The organism is Streptomyces sp. W16, assembly GCF_033194735.1.
Taxonomy (GTDB): domain Bacteria; phylum Actinomycetota; class Actinomycetes; order Streptomycetales; family Streptomycetaceae; genus Streptomyces.
Genome location: NZ_JAWOAI010000209.1, coordinates 1 through 15,983, shown reverse-complemented (window position 1 = coordinate 15,983; position 15,983 = coordinate 1). Strand labels below are relative to the sequence as shown.

Below are 15,983 nucleotides of genomic sequence, written 5' to 3'. Positions count from 1 at the left end.
CTGTGTTCATGCCGGCGGCAACGCGCGGCGCCGCGCCCCACCGCGAAGTCCGCACAAGCCGCAGGACGCAGGCCCCCACCCGCATGTGGCGCGGCTGACTGCGCCGGCGGACCCAGGCGTACTCGCCGTATATCCGATGACATTGAGTGTCATCACTAGGATGAGCGACATGGGTCGATGGATGCCGGACGCAGCGGGCCGACTGTCGCGGGCCGCGCTTGAGTTGTACGAGGAGCGTGGCTTCGAGGACACCACGGTCGCCGAGATCGCCGAGCGGGCCGGTCTGACGAAGCGGACGTTCTTCCGTCACTTCCCCGACAAGCGCGAGGTGCTGTTCCCGCTCTCGGCCCGGATTCATGAGGTGATCGTCGACGCCATGGCCGCCGCGTCGGCCGAACTCTCGCCGTTCGCCGTCGTCCTGGAGGGGTACGGCGCCGCGGTGGACATGGTGAACACGGGGCATGCGCAGGCCCGGCGTCGCCGAGCCGTCATCGTGGCCAACCCGGAGCTGCGGGAGCGAGAGCTGACCAAGTTCGCCGCGACCAGCGCGGCCGTGACCGAGGCGTTGTGCGAGCGCGGTGTCGCACCGCGGGCCGCCTTCCTGGCCGCCGCGGCGGGTGCCGCCGCATGGAGAGCCGCGCGCGAATGCTGGATCGACGGTCCGGAGACACAGGACCTGCACGCCCTGCTGCGTGAATCCGTGGAGGAGCTCAGGGCCGCGGTCGCGGCCCCGCTCGCGCCGTAGGCCACAGGCACGTCTCTCCTTGCCATGACCCTCTCGTCACCCATGACACCCGGTGTCATCACTGTTACGATGGCACCAGGTGTCATCACTTGCCCTGTGTTCGACCGAGAGGGTGCATCGCGCATGTCGGAAACGTTCGACGAGGCAGCCACGCTCAAACGACGAACCTTCGTCGCGGCGTCGACAGCGGTGGCCGGCCTCCCCCTGCTGACCTCGGATCGCCTGCCCGCATCGGCATCGGCATCCGCACCTACGCCGGCCGACCAGCTCTCCACCGTCCGTCTGACGGTCAACGGCGAGCAGCGCACCGCCCAGGTCGACAACCGCACCTCACTCCTCGACCTGCTCCGCGAGCACCTGGACCTCCCGGGCACGAAGAAGGGCTGTGACCAGGGCGCCTGCGGAGCCTGCACGGTGCTCGTGGACGACCGGAGGGTGAACTCCTGTCTCGTCCTCGCCGTGATGGCCCAGGACGTGCACGTCACCACGATCGAAGGGCTCGCCCGAGGCCGGGGCGAGCAACTGCACCCGCTGCAACAGGCGTTCATCGACCACGACGGTCTTCAGTGCGGCTACTGCACGCCGGGGCAGCTCATGTCGGGCGTCGCCTGTATCGCCGAGGGCCACACCCGCTCCCGGGCGGAGATCCGCGAGTGGATGAGCGGCAACCTGTGCCGGTGCGGGGCGTACACGAACATCGTCTCCGCCATCGAGCAGACGGCCAAGGAGGCGTGACCGCATGCATCCCTTCGCCTTCAGCCGAGCCTCGACCGTCACCGCCGCGCTCAACGCCGGTGCCGGCAACGGCCGTTACATCGCAGGCGGGACCACGCTGGTCGACCTCATGCGGGAGACCGTCGAGCGCCCCGCGCACGTGGTCGACATCAACGGGCTGCCGTACAAGGACATCACCGTCACCCGAGAAGGGCTGCACGTCGGTTCCCTGGTCCGGATGAGCGAGCTCGCCGCGCATCCGGAGGTGCGCGCCACGTACCCCGTCCTCTCGCAGGCCCTCGAACTCGGCGCCTCGGCCCAGCTGCGCAACATGGCCTCCATCGGGGGCAACATCATGCAGCGGCCCCGCTGTCCGTACTTCCGGGACGTCCACTCCGCGTGCAACCGCCGTGACCCGGGCTCGGGTTGCGACGCCCGGGACGGTGACAACCGTATGCAGGCGATCCTGGGGGCGAGCACCCACTGCGTGGCAACTCACCCTTCCGACCTGGCAGTTGCCCTCGTGGCGCTGGACGCCGTGGTCGAGGTGCGAGGCCTCGACGGCCCTCGCTCCATCCCCGTCCAGGACTTCTTCCTCCGCCCCGGAGACACACCGCAGAAGGAACACTCGCTCAGGTCCGGCGAACTCATCACCTCCCTCACCGTCCCCGCCGGAGCGCACACGCGCCGCTCGGGTTACCTGAAGGTCCGCGACAGGCAGTCGTACGAGTTCGCCCTCGCGTCCGCCGCGGTGGCGCTGGACATCAGGGGCGGCGTGGTGCGCGGCGCCAGGGTGGCCGTCGGCGGTGTGGCGACCGTGCCGTGGCGGCTGCCCAAGGTGGAGGAGGCGCTCGTCGGCAGGCGGCCGGGGCGCCGGACATGGACGGACGCCGCGGCCCTCGCGGCCGAGGGCGCCGAACCGCTGTCCGAGAACGCCTTCAAGGTGAAGCTGGTCGAACGGACCGTACGCCGCCAGCTCATGACGATCGGAGGACAGTGATGGCGACGACCGTCGTCGGGCAGCGGCTCTCCCGCGTGGACGCCCGCCGCAAGGTGACCGGCACGGCCACCTACTCCGCCGAGCACCGCATCGAAGGCCTGTTGTACGGCGTGATCGTCAACGGCACGGTGGCCCGCGGCACGGTGAGCCGGATCTCGGTGGACGCGGCGCTCGGCCACCCCGGCGTCCTGCACGTCCTGACCGACTTCGGCAGCCTGCGACTCGCCCACCCCGTCGATCGAATCGCCTTCTACGGCCAGCCCATCGCCGTCGTCGTCGCGGAGACCCTGGAGGCGGCGACCCATGGCGCCTCGCTGGTCGAGGCGACGTACGAACGGCAGGACGCGGTAACCGACTTGGACGCCCCTGACATCCCCTCGCAGACACCCGCCGACGAGCCCGACTACAGCCGCGGCGACCCGGCGGGCGCGATGGTCTCGGCGCAGGTGAAGGTGGACCTGGAACTCACCAGCGCCCGCGAGAACCACAACCCCATCGAACTGCCCTCGACCATCGCCCAGTGGCAGGACGGACGCCTGACGCTCTGGGACAAGACCCAGTGGTCACAGGGCGCCGCGCGCACGGTGGCCGGCGCGCTCGGCATCGCCGTCGGCGACGTCCGCGTGCACAACGAGTTCCTGGGCGGAGGATTCGGCAGCGGAATCCAGACCTACGACCATGTGATGCTGGCCGCGTTCGCCGCGCGCGAGGTCGGCAAGCCCGTCAAGGTGGTTCTGACCAGGCGCCAGTTCTTCTACGGCACCGGGTTCCGGCCGGCCAGCCGGCACCGGATCGCCCTCGGCAGCAGCACGGCCGGGCGCGTCAGCGCGCTCGTCTACGAGGTCCGTATCGAGAACGCGCGCTACCAGTCCTACACGGACGGCCTGACCGACCTGCCGCAGTTCCTCTACGGCGTCCCCAACACCCTTACCGCCTACCGGGTCACGCCCGTCGACGTCCACTCCCCGTGCTCGATGCGAGGCCCGGGCGTGGTGCTCGGCAACTACGCCCTGGAAACCGCGATGGACCAGCTCGCGCACGAACTGGCCGTGGATCCCGTCGAGTTGCGGCTGCGGAACGAGCCGACCCAGGACGAGGTCAACCAAATCCCCTTCTCCACCCGGAAGTTGCGCGAGTGCTACGAGACCGGCGCACGCCGCTTCGGCTGGTCCCGGCGGCACGCCAAGCCTGGTTCGCGCACGGACGGCGACCTGCTCATCGGCATGGGGATGGCCACCGCGAGCTACCACAACAACCGACGCGACTGCAGCGCACGGGCCCGGATCCACGCCGACGGCACCGCCGAAGTCTTCGCGGCCTCCGCGGACATGGGCCCCGGCACCACCACCTCGGTCATGCAGGTCGCCGCGGACGCCCTGGGGCTGCCCGCCTCGGCGGTCACCTTCCGGCTGGGCGACTCCAGCTACCCCACCGCGCCCCTGCACGCGGCGGCCACCACCATGGCGAGCGTGGGCTCGGCCGCGCACACCACCTGCAACGCGCTGAGGGCGGAGTTCATCCGCAGGGCGGTGGCGGACCCCGACTCGCCTCTCCACGGCGCGAATCCGGCGGATGTGCACGCCCGCGACGGCTACCTGTCGGCCGCCGACGCGGGAACCCGGGACAGCTACCGGGACATCCTGCGCCGCGCCGGTCTGCCCAGCCTCGACATCACCGGCAACTGGGGCCCGGGCGACGCCGATTCGAAGATCTCCACCTACGGCTACGGAGCCGTCTTCGCCGAGGTCTCCGTCGACCCCCTCCTCGGCCTCGTCCGCGTACGGCGGATCTTCGCGGCGTACGACGTAGGCCGGGTGATCAGCCCCAAACTCGCCCACAGCCAGGCCATCGGCGGCATGGTCGGCGGGATCGGCATGGCCCTCCTCGAAGGAACCGTCACCGACCACCGCGACGGCCGCATCGTCAACGCGAGCCTCGCCGACTACCTTGTGCCGGTGAACGCGGACGTCCCCGAACTCGATGCCGCCTTCATCAACACCGAGGATCCGCAGGCCGATCCGATCGGCGTGAAGGGCCTCGGCGAGATCACCATCGTCGGGGTGGCGCCCGCCATCGCCAACGCGGTGTTCAACGCGACGGGCAAACGCCTGACGGACCTGCCGATCCGACCTGAGGCACTGCTTTGACCTGAGGCCGGTCGGGTGGGCGGGTGGGTCAGCGGAGTCCGGCGAAGAGGTCGTTCTCGGGTACGGCCGCGCCGGTGGTGTCCTGGACCCGGAGGAAGGTCTCCGTGCCCATCAACTCGCCGAACCGCTCCTTGCCCAGCTTGAGGAAGAAGATGTTCTCGCCCTGGCTGGCGTGCGCGGCCAGTGAGTCGAACTTCTGGCCGCTGAACGCGGTGGCGTCCACCCAGGTGGTGATCTCGTCGTCGGGGAGGCCGAGCTTGGCCATCTCGGCGGCCTCGGCGGGGTCCGGTTCCGGCATGTCCGGGTGGAACTCGCGCATGATCTCGCCGAACCGCTGCATCCCGGAGCGGGGCATCGTGGTCCAGTACACCTTCGGTGTCAGTGCGGTCATCTCCAGTGCCGCCATCGTGATGCGGTGGGCCTGGATGTGGTCGGGGTGGCCGTAGAAGCCGTTCTCGTCGTAGGTGACGACCACATCGGGCCGGTAGTGCCGCATGAGGTCCGCGAGTCGGGCCGCGGCTTCCGGCACGGGGGTCTGCCAGAAGGATCCGGGGGCGTCGTTGCTCGGCCAGCCCATCATCCCGGAGTCGGCGTAGTCCAGCAATTCCAGATCGCTGATCTTCAGGACCTCGCAGCTCGCTTCGAGTTCCTGACGGCGCATCAGGACGACGGCCGCCGGATCGTGGCCGGGTTCGCCCGGCTTGACGCCTCCCGGTCCGTCCCCGCAGCCGCCGTCGGTACACGTCACGAGCACCGTGCGGATGCCTTCCGCCGCGTATCGCGCGAGGACCCCTCCGGTTGTGGTGGCTTCGTCGTCGGGGTGGGCGTGTACTGCCATGAGGGTCAAGGGCCGGTCAGTCATAAACAGTCCTCCTGCAGAAATACGTCTTGATTCGCGTAGCGCGGCGGGCGTACCGCGATGCCGGTCTCTCCGTTGCTGCAACCGCGCCGGGCGGACCGGCTGTTCCCGGTGCGGCAGGACGTCTTTGTGCAGCGCACGGCGAGGCGTCGCGTTGAGATCGGCGAATGCGTTCTGCTCGGGCACGACAGGGCCTGCGGTACAAGGACTCTCAGGGCGGACGCGGCCGTGGCCACGGTCCTCCCGCTCCCGGGATCGCGGGCGCCCGGGGCACCTGTCGATTGCCTGTCATCCCTCCAGGCGCTGTTGCCCGTGCCCGCCGGTCGTCACTACGGTGCTCATGGAGATTTCACAGGGAAATCCGATGGAAGGGTCTGCCATGCCCCTGCCAGAGCGCCAGGCTGCACCGTCCCCGGTTGCGACTTCTTCCCGAACCGCTCCACCTGGCCGCTGAGCACGGCTGTTCCGGCCGATCTCGCCCCGGTTGATTCCTGTACGCGGGTAGCGTCCTCGGATTTCCCGCTTCTCAACCCCCGGTCAGCCGGTCCTTTCACCACTTCGCGCACCACGGCATCAGCCGGACCTGCCGCGGTCCCACCCCACTCGGGTGCCACCGTCGTCTCCCTTCGTCCGGCGACACCACCCACGCAGGACCGCACTCGGCCGCTGTGAGCCGCCACTCGACCGGACCCTGCCGGTTCTCGCCCCCCACCAGTCTTCAGGCATGTCCTCGCCCGGAGCAGAAGGAGAGATTCATGAACTCCACGGACAGCGAGCCTCTCGACTACCTCGTGATCGGCGGCGGCCCCGCCGGCCTCCAGCTCGGGCAGTTACTCCAGGCGGCGGGACACGGATACCGAATCCTGGAGAGCGGCCGAGCACCAGGCACCTTCTTCCGTACGTTCCCCCGCCATCGCAAGCTGATCTCGATCAACAAGGTGTACAACGGCACCGATGATCCCGAGCTGAACCTCCGGATGGACTGGAACTCCCTGCTGTCCCCGGACGACCGGATGCTGTTCACCCGCTACAGCAAGCGCTACTTCCCGCACGCCGACGACCTCGTGCGCTATCTGGCCGACTTCGCCGAGACGTTCAAGCTGGACATCGCCTACGACACCCGGGCGGACCGGATCCGGCGCGACGGCGGCGGTTTCACCGTCACCGACCAGCACGGGCAGGAGCATCACGCCCGACGCCTGGTCGTGGCCACCGGGCTGACCCGGCCCAATACCCCGGACATCCCCGGCATCGAGACCGCCGAGGACTACTCCGTCGTCTCCGTGGACCCCGAGGACTTCACCGACCGACGTGTCCTGATCATCGGCAAGGGCAACTCCGCCCTGGAGACCGCTGACAACCTTGTCGAGACCGCCGCCGTCATCCATGTCGCCGGCCCGCACTCCATCCGCATGGCCTGGAACAGCCACTACGTCGGCCATCTCCGCGCGGTCAACAACAACTTCCTCGACACCTACCAACTCAAGTCGCAGAACGCCCTGTTGGACGGCAACGTCTTGTCCATCGAGAAGGATCCCGACGACGCCATGTACCGCGTCCGCTTCAGCTTCTCCCGGGCCGACGAGGTCGTGAAGGAACTGCGCTACGACCGGGTGATCGTCTGCACCGGATTCCGCTTCGACGCCTCGGTGTTCGACTCGTCGTGCCGACCCGCCCTCGTCATCGACAACCGTTTCGCCGAACTCTCCCCGGCGTACGAGTCGGTGGACGTGCCCGGCCTCTACTTCGCCGGAACGCTCATGCAGCAACGCGACTTCAAGAAGTCCACCGGTGGCTTCATCCACGGTTTCCGGTACGCCGTGCGCGCCCTGAGCCGCATCCTCGACGAACGCCATCACGAACAGCCCTGGCCCCACCGGCAGTTGGAGAGCGATCCGGTCGCGCTGGCGGACGCCGTGGTGGCCCGGGTCAACCGCAGCTCGGCACTGTGGCAGCAGTTCGGCGTCATCGGCGACGTGATCGTCACGGCACCCGGCGAACCGGCCCGCTACCACGAAGAGGTGCCGGTCGCGTACGCCCACGAGAGCCAACTCACCGACAACGGCGACTACTTCACGGTCACGCTGGAGTACGGCCCCGACCACGACAAGGTCGACCCCTTCGACATCACCGTGCGCCGCACCGCCCAGAACTCGGTCGACGACGCCTTCGACGCGGCGTACCTCCACCCGGTGATCCGCCACCACGGCGGCGGTGAACTCCTCGGCACCCACCACATGGCCGAGAACCTGGAGAACCACTGGGACCACCCCGAGGTCCACCACGCCCCGCTGGCCGAGTTCTTCGCCCGCGAGCAGGCCCGCCGACCGAGCCCCGCCGGGCGGTGAGCGGCATGCAGTACACCGTCCGCGACTTCGAGACCGCGGCGCGCGCCGAACTGGACCCCGTGTACGCCGACTTCATCGCCGGCGGAGCACGCGACGAGATCACCGTACGAGCCAACGAGGCGGCGTTCGGGCGGCTGCAGCTGCTGCCCCGGGTGCTGCGGGGCCGTGCAGTACGGGAGTTGGGCATCGACCTGCTCGGCAGCCGGGCGAGCCTGCCGGTCCTGCTCTCTCCGACCGCCTTCCACAAACTGGTCGATCCGGAGGGGGAGTTGGCGACCGCCCGTGCCGCTGCGGCGGCCGGCGCGATCATGATCGTAGCGATGGCTTCCACGGTGGCGGTGGGCGAGATCGCCGACGCGGCGCGCGCGGCCGGAGACGACGTGTCCCTGTGGTTCCAGCTCTACATCCAGCCCGACCTGGACATCACCGAGACACTGGTACGCCGGGCCACCGACGCGGGATGCACCGCGCTGGTGGTCACCGTGGACTCCCCGGTGCTGGGCGCGGGCGAACGCAACAGGCGCAACGGCTTCCACGACCTGCCGCCCGGCCTGCGCTGCGAGAACCTGGTGGACCTGCGCGACGGCGAGCGCGGCCACGTACGCCAGATCGCGATGTCCCCGGAGCTGAACTGGGAACACGTCGACTGGCTGCGCGGCATCACCTCGCTGCCCGTCCTGCTCAAGGGCGTCCTGCACCCCGAGGACGCCCGGCTGGCGGTCCGGCACGGCGTCGACGGACTGCTGCTGTCCAACCACGGCGGCCGTCAACTCGACACCGTCCCCGCCACGTTGGAGCTGCTGCCCGAGATCCTCGCCGCCGTCGAGGGCCGTATCCCGGTCGTGCTGGACGGAGGCGTACGGCGCGGCACCGACGCGGTGAAGGCACTGGCGCTCGGCGCGTCCGCGGTGGGCATCGGCCGGCCCGTGATGTGGGCGCTGGCCGAGGGCGGCGAGAAGGGCGTACGACGTCTCCTCGAACTGCTGCGGGACGAACTCGACGACACCCTGGCTCTGTGCGGGGCATCGGGGCTGGCCGACCTGACGCCCGATCTGGTCCGGATGCCGGCGTGGGGTCCCGTCCCCGGTCCCGCCATGACGCCGGGGGCGGACCGACGATTCGGCGGGGTGGTCGCGTGAGCCCCACCGGATGGCTGATCACCGGCGCGGTCGTGGTCCTGGTCGCCGCTCTGCCGTACTGGCTGCCCAAGGCGGTGATCGCGCTGCGTGTGCGCATCTTCGCCCGGGTGGGCGGCGAGGAGGGCATCCGGGCACCCGGCCGGGAGGTGCCCGCCGAGGAGTTCAAGAAGGTGTACGGACATCCGGCGGCGAACGGCCGCAGCCGGGGCGCCGCGCTCTCCGACCTGTTCTGGTACTGGCTGTCGCCCGGCCCGGAGGTGCACCAGGAACACCTGGAACCCGGACCGCGGTACGACGACGTCGCCCGGAACACCCGGCAGATCCTGGCCGGGCTGTCCCGTGAGCAGTGGACGGAGTTGGTCGGCCGTTGCACCCGCCGCGTGCTCGACGAAGTCGACGGCCACGCGCGCGTGCACCGGGTCAGACTGCGCGACCTGATGATGCCCGTCTGGGCCGAGGTCTACTACGAGGTGGTCTTCCGCGCGCCCTGCCCGCGGCACGTCCGGGACCTGATCACCGGCAACGCGAACGACGTGGTCAGCGCCCTGAAGTGCACCGGCCTCCGCCACATGGACCGGCGGGCCCGCCTCACGGCCCACCTGCGGGACCGGCTTGCGCACGACCCGCCGCCCGTGCCGCTGCCGGCCACGCTCACCGCGCGGGAGCAGGCGTACTACCTGCAGGGCACGTTCTTCAACACCGCGGTCGTGCAGATGTCGGAGGCGATGGCCCATCTGCTGCTGGCCCTCGCCACACACCGGCCGGTGCAGGACCGGCTGGCGGCAGAGGGGGCGGACCCGGACTTCCTGGACCGGGTGATCAACGAGACGCTGCAGCACTTCCCGCTCTTCGGCGTGGCCCACCGGATCACCTCGGGGGAGATCCCCCGGGACGGGCGCGATCCCATCCCGGCGGGTTCGGTCCTGCTGTTCAACTACCCCGAGTACCAGGGGTCCGGCGGCGGCACGTTCGACCCGGACCGATGGGTGGACCCGGACACCAGGCCGTCCGCCTTCATCCCGTTCGGGGTGACCGCCAACCGCCCCTGCCCGGCGCGCGGTTTCGCCGTCCTCACCATGCGGGTCGCGGCGGAGGAGGTCTTGCGCCGATTCCGGCTCGACTCCTCGGTGGAACACACCCGTTCGCTGCCCAGCCGCGGTCCCTGCCTGCTGATCCCGCGCACCGGGGCCGCGGTTCGCAGCCGGACCCGGCTCGCGGTGATGCGCTTCGCCGACCGGTGGGAGGGCGTCTGGCGCAGCCTCGTCCAACTCGTCCTCGGCAGCTACATGGTGTGGGACGCCCGCCGCCAGGGGCTGTGCCGGAACTACTTCGCCGCCTCGCCCGGCGGCTCCGCCGCCTCTGTCCCCGCCGGCCGTTGAGAGGAACGAGACCATGACTCCCGTGGAGCTTGCTCCCGTCTTCTTCCTGGCCGTCGTCGTGATTCTGCTGACGTGCCGACTGGTCGTCCTGCTGGCAGGCCGCTTCGGCCAGCCGCCCGTGGTCGGCGAGATGATCGCCGGGGTGCTGCTCGGCCCCTCCCTGTTCGGGCTGGTCGCCCCGGGGATCTCCGCCCACGTCTTTCCGGCCGAGCTGAAGCCGGTGCTGTACGTGGCCGGCCAGATCGGTCTGGTGGCCCTGATGTTCGCGGCCGGCTACGAGTTCCGGGCGCACGCCGGGCGCGGCCTGGCCGGCACCGCTGTCGCCGTGTCCTCGGCCGGGGTGGGGATCCCGCTGGCGCTGGGCGTGGGACTTACCCTCGTGGCCCACGGCCATGTCGGCATCTTCGTCGACGGCGTCTCGGTCTGGGTGACGGCGGCCTTCGTCGGCGTCGCCCTGGCGATCACGGCCTTCCCGATGCTGGCCCGGATCATCACCGAACGCGGGCTGGCCGGATCGCGGTTCGGCTCGCTCGCCCTGGCTTCCGGGGCCACGGACGACGCCGTCGCCTGGATCATGCTGGCGGGGGTGCTGAGCGCGGCCTCGGGCAGGGCGAAGCCCATCCTGGAGGCAGTCGGCGGCACCTTGCTGTTCGTGGCCGTACTGCTCCTGTTGGGGCGCCGTCTGCTGGCCTGGATCGTGAACCGCCCGGGCCTCGGCGACGACACCCGCCTCCTCTTCACGGTCGCCCTGCTGTTCTGCGCCGCGTGGTTCACCGACATCAGCGGCCTGTACTCCGTGTTCGGGGCGTTCTGCGTGGGGATGGCCATGCCGCGCGGCGAGGCGTCCGAACGGCTGGTGCGGACCACCCAGTCCGTGACCCAGGTGGTGTTCGTCCCGATGTTCTTCACCTACTCCGGCCTGAACACCCGGTTCGACGTCTTCACCGACCCGTCCGTGTTGCTGTTCGGGGCGGCGGCGGTCGTCGTGGCGGTGGTCGGCAAGTTCGGCGGCTGCTGGGCCGCCGCCCGGCTGCGCGGCGAACCCGGCCCGGTGGCCGTCCGGGTCGGCGCCCTGATGAACGCCCGCGGTCTCATGCAGCTGATCGCGCTCAACATCGGGCTGTCGGCCGGCATCGTCAGCGAGGAACTGTTCACCGCGCTCGTCCTCGTCGCCCTGGTCACCACGGTCATGACGGTGCCGGTACTGAGTCAGTTGGACCGCCGCGACGCCAGGTCCCGGCCGGCCGAGGAGACGCACGAGGGCGAGGAGCCGGTGGCGACATTGAAATGAGCGGGGCGTGGAGTCGTTACGGGAAGCTGACGCGGCAGCCGGTCCTTACTGGGGTCGGCTGACCTGCGTCTTTCACTGTAACGACCCTTGGGTATTACGGTTCCATCACATTCGGAGGGGAGCGTAAAGAGCCTCCCTCGGGAATCTATAGGGACGATAAATATGACTTCTCGGTAGATTCTGGACGGTGTTCTTCACGGACATCGCGCTCGCGGAAAAGGCACAGTGCACGGGCGACTGTGTGCCCGGTGACGGCCCACACGCTGCGACCGTCGAACAGGGAGACCCGAGAGAGCGGGCGCGCCTCCGGCAACGGGTCATAGGCCGTGGGCGGGTGGTGGGGGCACGTGCGGTTCTGGGGGAAGCCAACGGATTCTGCCATGAGTGACCTCCCTCGCAATGATTCCCTCTTGCCGATCTTCATCGGATCCCTGGGCATCTGTACGAGCACGCGAAGTGCAGCCAAATGCCCCGGATACACGGTCTGGCCGAAGGCCATCAGATCGCTGCCAGGTACCTCGGACGCCTCTCCCGTGTCATCGCCCCGGCGACTCGCGGGTGACTTGAACTCCTCCGCGACCACCCTTGCTCGGGCAGCTCCGTTGCCGAGGTGCCCGGCGCTGCGATGCGGGCACGGTGCGGACGCAACTGGCGGAGGCCGGTGTTCGCAGGGCTCCGGGGCGGTGTCTCTCCCCCGGCAGATCCCCCGCTATCTCGCTGTGGTTGCGGTCTGGGGGAGCGGGCGGTGAGCCGGGGCCGGGGAGAATCGGCCAAGGCGCGACGGCTGATCAAGTGAGGGTCGCCATCCATGCCTCGACCTGGTCGGCGGTACGGGGCAGGGCGGCGGAGAGATTCTCGTTGCCGTCGGCCGTGACCAGGATGTCGTCCTCGATGCGGACTCCGATGCCGCGGTATTCCTCGGGGACCGTCAGGTCGTCCTGCTGGAAGTACAGGCCGGGCTCGACGGTGAGGATCATGCCGGGCTCCAGGGTGCCGTCGACGTACAGCTCGGTACGGGACCTGGCGCAGTCGTGCACGTCCAGGCCGAGCATGTGGCCGGTGCCGGCCATGGTGAAGCGGCGTTGCAGACCGAGCTCGTAGACCTCGTCGGGGTCGCCCCGGAGGATGCCCCACTCGACGAGCCTGTGCGCCAGGTGACGCTGGGCGGCGATGTGGAAGTCCCGGTAGGCGGAGCCCGGCCCGACCGCCGAGATGCCGGCATCCTGGGCTTCGTGCACGGCGTCGTAGATCTGGCGCTGAAGCGGGGTGAAGGTGCCGCTGATGGGCAGGGTGCGGGTGATGTCGGCGGTGTAGAGCGAGTGGGTCTCCACGCCCGCGTCGAGCAACAGCAGCTCGCCCGGGCGGACTTCGCCGTCGTTGCGGACCCAGTGCATGATCGTGGCGTGCTCGCCCGCGGCGCAGATGGAGCCGTAGCCGATGTGGTTGCCCTCCAGGCGGGCGCGGCGGAAGAAGGTGCCCTCGATCCAGCGCTCGGACGTGGCGATCGCGGTGGCCAACTCCCGTACGACATCGGTGAATCCGCGCACCGTGGAGTCCACGGCCCGGCGCATCTCGCCGATCTCCCACTCGTCCTTGACCAGGCGCAGTTCGGACAGGGCGGTCTTCAGCTCGGTGTCGCGATCCTCGTCGCTGTCGACGGCCGCCTCCAGGCCCGCGTCGTAGCCGCGCACGATCCGGGTCGGGACCCGGGGTGCGTCGCGCAGTTCCTCGGCTGCCTTGCGTATGTCGTGGCAGGGCAGTTCGAGGCGCCGCTCGCCCTCGGCGAGGGAGAAGCGGCGGCCGGTCCACAGCTCACCGCGTCCCTGCCAGAACTCGCCGTTGTCGCGGTCGGAGCGGGGCAGAAGGTAGACGTGGGCGTCGTGGCCGCCGTCCTCGCGCGGCTTCAGGACGAGCGCGCCGTCCTGGGTCTGGTCGCCGGTGAGGTGGACGTACTCGCTGGAGGGGCGGAAGGGGTAGTGCGTGTCGTTGGAGCGCACCTTGGGGTTTCCGGCCGGGACGACCAGGCGCTCACCGGGGAAACGGGCGGAGAGGGCCGCGCGGCGCTTGGCGGCGTAGGGGGCCTGTTCCAGGGGGCGCAGGTCGTGCAGTTCCGTGTCCGCCCACCCCGTTCTCATCAGCTCGGCCAGCTCGGGGGAGACGGACGGGTACAGGCCGTTCTTGCGGACCGCGGTCTCCTTGGGATCCCTGGACACCTTCAAGCACCTTCTTCGTCGTGGGGCAGCCGTGGGGCAGCCGTGGGGCAGCCGTGAGGCAGTGGTGATCGCCGTCATGGGATGGCGAAGCGCAGCCTAGAGGGCCTTGGCCAGAATAGAAACATGTGACATTGTACTGGCGTGAGCAACCGACTGACCTGCGACGTCGTGGTCGTCGGGGCCGGAATGGTGGGTGCGGCCTGCGCCCTCTACGCGGCCCGGGCGGGCCTGACCACCCTCCTTGTGGACCGGGGGCCCGTGGCCGGCGGCACCACCGGAGCGGGCGAGGGCAACCTGCTGGTCTCCGACAAGGAACCGGGCCCCGAGCTGGACCTCGCCCTGCTGTCCCGGCGCCTCTGGGGCGAACTGGCCGCCGAGCCGGGCATGGCCGGGGCCGTGGAGTTCGAGGCGAAGGGCGGTGTCGTCGTGGCCTCCCGCCCCGAGGGCATGGCGGCGCTGGAGACCTTCGCGGTCGGCCAGCGTGCGGCGGGCGTGGACGCGCGGACGATCGCCCCCGATGAACTGCCCGACCTGGAACCGCACTTGGCGCCCGGCCTCGCGGGCGGAGTCCTCTATCCGCAGGACTGTCAGGTGATGCCGTCGCTGGCCGCCGCACACGTCGTCCGCGCGGCGCGGCGGGCCGGAGCGGAACTGCGCACCGGCACGGCCGTCACGGACATCCTGCGCGCGAAGGACGGATCGGTACTCGGTGTGCGGACCGAGCGCGGCGACATCCACGCCCCGGTGGTCGTGAACGCGGCCGGCACCTGGGGCGGCGAACTGGCCGCGCTGGCCGGGGTACGTCTCCCGGTGCTCCCGCGGCGCGGCTTCGTCCTGGTCACCGAGCCGCTGCCGCGCCGGGTCGTCCGGCACAAGGTGTACGCCGCCGACTATGTCGCCGACGTCGCCAGCGGGGACGCGGGACTGCAGTCCTCCGCCGTCGTCGAGGGCACCGACGCGGGACCCGTCCTGATCGGCGCGAGCCGTGAACGGGTCAGCTTCGACCGGCAGTTCTCCCTTCCGGTGGTACGGCGCCTGGCGGCGCAGGCCACCGCGCTCTTCCCGGTACTCGGCACGGTCCACGTCATGCGCGCCTACCTGGGCTTCCGCCCCTATCTGCCGGACCACCTCCCGGCGATCGGCCCCGACCCCCGGGTGCCCGGGCTCCATCACGCGTGCGGCCACGAGGGCGCGGGCATCGGGCTCGCGGTCGGCACCGGGCATCTGATCGCGCAGACGCTGACCGGCAGGACGCCCGAACTGGACCTCGCTCCGTTCCGGCCCGACCGCTTCCCCGAGGAGGCCGCGTGAATCCCCTGGAGCTCGCCGGGGCCCGGCCCGGCCCCGCGTTCACCGTCACCCTCGACGGCCGTGCGATCGAGGCGCTGCCCGGCCAGACCGTCGCGGCCGTGCTCTGGTCGGCGGGCATCACCTCCTGGCGCTCCACCCGAAGCGGCGGATCGCCGCGCGGCGTGTTCTGCGGTATCGGCGTCTGCTTCGACTGCCTGATCACCGTCAACGACCGCCCCAATCAACGGGCTTGCCTGGTCCCGGCCCGGTCCGGCGACGTGATCCTGACCCAGGAGGGAACCGGTCATGACGAACTCGGATAGGACGTTCGCGGTCATCGGTGCCGGTCCCGCAGGGCTCGCCGCCGCGTTGACCGCCGCCGACCAGGGGGTACGGGTCACGCTGCTCGACTCCGGCGCCCAGGCGGGCGGGCAGTTCTACCGCCAACCGGGCGTCGGCCTCGGTGCACGCAGGCCGCACGCCCTCCACCACGCCTGGGGTACGTGGGAGAAGCTGCGGGACCGACTGGCCGCACACATCGAGGCGGGCCGCATCACGTATCTGACGGACCGTCATGTGTGGTTCGTGGAGCGGCACTTGGACGAGGCGGAGGCCCGGGGCGAGGAGGGCTTCACCGTGCACGCCCTGCTCGGGCCCGAGCAGGTGCAGCCGGAGGCGGTCACGGCCGATGCCGTGCTCCTGGCGACCGGTGGCTACGAGAAGGTGCTGCCGTTCCCCGGCTGGACCCTCCCCGGAGTGGTCACCGCGGGCGGCGCCCAGGCCATGCTCAAGGGCGGGCTCGTGCTGCCGGGCCGCACGGTCGTCGTCGCCGGGACCGGGCCGCTGCTGATGCCGGTC

Annotated in this window: 13 protein-coding genes and 1 pseudogene; 11 read left to right on the top strand and 3 right to left on the bottom strand. The window is 70.3% G+C overall.

Going from position 1 to position 15,983, the window contains the following annotated elements; translation table 11 throughout:
- The first annotated feature begins 169 nt into the window (after nucleotides 1-169).
- The 4 genes from R6V09_RS26285 (at nucleotide 170) to R6V09_RS26270 (ending at nucleotide 4,606) form a co-directional block, all read left to right on the top strand.
- Nucleotides 170-745: a TetR family transcriptional regulator gene (locus R6V09_RS26285; protein WP_317883895.1), complete on the top strand. Its 576-nt coding sequence runs from the start codon at nucleotides 170-172 to the stop codon at nucleotides 743-745.
- Nucleotides 746-868: 123 nt separating this feature from the next.
- On the top strand, nucleotides 869-1,480 hold the full coding sequence (locus R6V09_RS26280) for a (2Fe-2S)-binding protein (protein ID WP_317883894.1): 612 nt from the start codon (nucleotides 869-871) through the stop codon (nucleotides 1,478-1,480).
- Between the two features lie 4 nt (nucleotides 1,481-1,484).
- On the top strand, nucleotides 1,485-2,459 hold the full coding sequence (locus tag R6V09_RS26275; RefSeq protein ID WP_317883893.1) for an FAD binding domain-containing protein: 975 nt from the start codon (nucleotides 1,485-1,487) through the stop codon (nucleotides 2,457-2,459).
- On the top strand, nucleotides 2,459-4,606 hold the full coding sequence (locus R6V09_RS26270; protein WP_317883892.1) for a xanthine dehydrogenase family protein molybdopterin-binding subunit: 2,148 nt from the start codon (nucleotides 2,459-2,461) through the stop codon (nucleotides 4,604-4,606). The genes R6V09_RS26275 and R6V09_RS26270 overlap by 1 nt, the downstream gene beginning before the upstream one ends.
- 28 nt (nucleotides 4,607-4,634) lie before the next feature.
- Here the strand turns inward: R6V09_RS26270 and R6V09_RS26265 are convergent, their stop codons facing one another.
- Nucleotides 4,635-5,468: a PIG-L family deacetylase gene (locus R6V09_RS26265; protein WP_317883891.1), complete on the bottom strand. Its 834-nt coding sequence runs from the start codon at nucleotides 5,466-5,468 to the stop codon at nucleotides 4,635-4,637.
- Between the two features lie 752 nt (nucleotides 5,469-6,220).
- Between R6V09_RS26265 and R6V09_RS26260 the strand changes: the two genes are divergently transcribed.
- Genes R6V09_RS26260 through R6V09_RS26245 form a run of 4 tightly spaced genes read left to right on the top strand, consistent with a single transcriptional unit; the run spans nucleotide 6,221 to nucleotide 11,622 of the window.
- Nucleotides 6,221-7,813, top strand: a complete 1,593-nt coding sequence (locus tag R6V09_RS26260; RefSeq protein WP_317883890.1) for an NAD(P)-binding domain-containing protein — start codon at nucleotides 6,221-6,223, stop codon at nucleotides 7,811-7,813.
- Nucleotides 7,814-7,818: 5 nt separating this feature from the next.
- Entirely contained in the window at nucleotides 7,819-8,952 is a 1,134-nt protein-coding gene (locus R6V09_RS26255; protein ID WP_317883889.1) for an alpha-hydroxy acid oxidase, read from the top strand.
- Nucleotides 8,949-10,331: a cytochrome P450 gene (locus tag R6V09_RS26250; protein ID WP_317883888.1), complete on the top strand. Its 1,383-nt coding sequence runs from the start codon at nucleotides 8,949-8,951 to the stop codon at nucleotides 10,329-10,331. The genes R6V09_RS26255 and R6V09_RS26250 overlap by 4 nt, the downstream gene beginning before the upstream one ends.
- A 13-nt stretch (nucleotides 10,332-10,344) precedes the next feature.
- The gene (locus tag R6V09_RS26245) at nucleotides 10,345-11,622 is read left to right on the top strand and encodes a cation:proton antiporter (RefSeq protein WP_317883887.1); all 1,278 of its coding nucleotides are present in this window, start codon (nucleotides 10,345-10,347) and stop codon (nucleotides 11,620-11,622) included.
- Nucleotides 11,623-11,845: 223 nt separating this feature from the next.
- On the opposite strand, the pseudogene R6V09_RS26240 reads toward R6V09_RS26245, so the two are convergent.
- Both R6V09_RS26240 and R6V09_RS26235 read right to left on the bottom strand, forming a co-directional pair.
- Nucleotides 11,846-12,004: pseudogene (locus R6V09_RS26240) on the bottom strand (cytochrome P450); the annotation flags it as partial.
- A 406-nt stretch (nucleotides 12,005-12,410) separates the two neighbouring features.
- Complete coding sequence (locus tag R6V09_RS26235) at nucleotides 12,411-13,757, bottom strand: aminopeptidase P family protein (RefSeq protein ID WP_317883896.1); 1,347 nt, start codon at nucleotides 13,755-13,757, stop codon at nucleotides 12,411-12,413.
- A gap of 219 nt (nucleotides 13,758-13,976) precedes the next feature.
- Between R6V09_RS26235 and R6V09_RS26230 the strand changes: the two genes are divergently transcribed.
- From R6V09_RS26230 to R6V09_RS26220, 3 genes are all read left to right on the top strand, one after another.
- Nucleotides 13,977-15,146: an NAD(P)/FAD-dependent oxidoreductase gene (locus R6V09_RS26230; protein WP_317883886.1), complete on the top strand. Its 1,170-nt coding sequence runs from the start codon at nucleotides 13,977-13,979 to the stop codon at nucleotides 15,144-15,146.
- Nucleotides 15,143-15,448, top strand: a complete 306-nt coding sequence (locus tag R6V09_RS26225; protein WP_317883885.1) for a (2Fe-2S)-binding protein — start codon at nucleotides 15,143-15,145, stop codon at nucleotides 15,446-15,448. The genes R6V09_RS26230 and R6V09_RS26225 overlap by 4 nt, the downstream gene beginning before the upstream one ends.
- Nucleotides 15,432-15,983 (top strand): FAD-dependent oxidoreductase (locus tag R6V09_RS26220; protein ID WP_317883884.1); only part of this gene is annotated, 552 nt, incomplete at its 3' end. The genes R6V09_RS26225 and R6V09_RS26220, both read left to right, overlap by 17 nt.

Bases quoted from the DNA above. Each gene is read 5' to 3' on its own strand.
- R6V09_RS26285 (WP_317883895.1), top strand. From the start codon at position 170: ATGGGTCGATGGATGCCGGACGCAGCGGGCCGACTGTCGCGGGCCGCG.
- R6V09_RS26280 (WP_317883894.1), top strand. From the start codon at position 869: ATGTCGGAAACGTTCGACGAGGCAGCCACGCTCAAACGACGAACCTTC.
- R6V09_RS26275 (WP_317883893.1), top strand. From the start codon at position 1,485: ATGCATCCCTTCGCCTTCAGCCGAGCCTCGACCGTCACCGCCGCGCTC.
- R6V09_RS26270 (WP_317883892.1), top strand. From the start codon at position 2,459: ATGGCGACGACCGTCGTCGGGCAGCGGCTCTCCCGCGTGGACGCCCGC.
- R6V09_RS26265 (WP_317883891.1), bottom strand. From the start codon at position 5,468: ATGACTGACCGGCCCTTGACCCTCATGGCAGTACACGCCCACCCCGAC.
- R6V09_RS26260 (WP_317883890.1), top strand. From the start codon at position 6,221: ATGAACTCCACGGACAGCGAGCCTCTCGACTACCTCGTGATCGGCGGC.
- R6V09_RS26255 (WP_317883889.1), top strand. From the start codon at position 7,819: ATGCAGTACACCGTCCGCGACTTCGAGACCGCGGCGCGCGCCGAACTG.
- R6V09_RS26245 (WP_317883887.1), top strand. From the start codon at position 10,345: ATGACTCCCGTGGAGCTTGCTCCCGTCTTCTTCCTGGCCGTCGTCGTG.
- R6V09_RS26235 (WP_317883896.1), bottom strand. From the start codon at position 13,757: ATGAGAACGGGGTGGGCGGACACGGAACTGCACGACCTGCGCCCCCTG.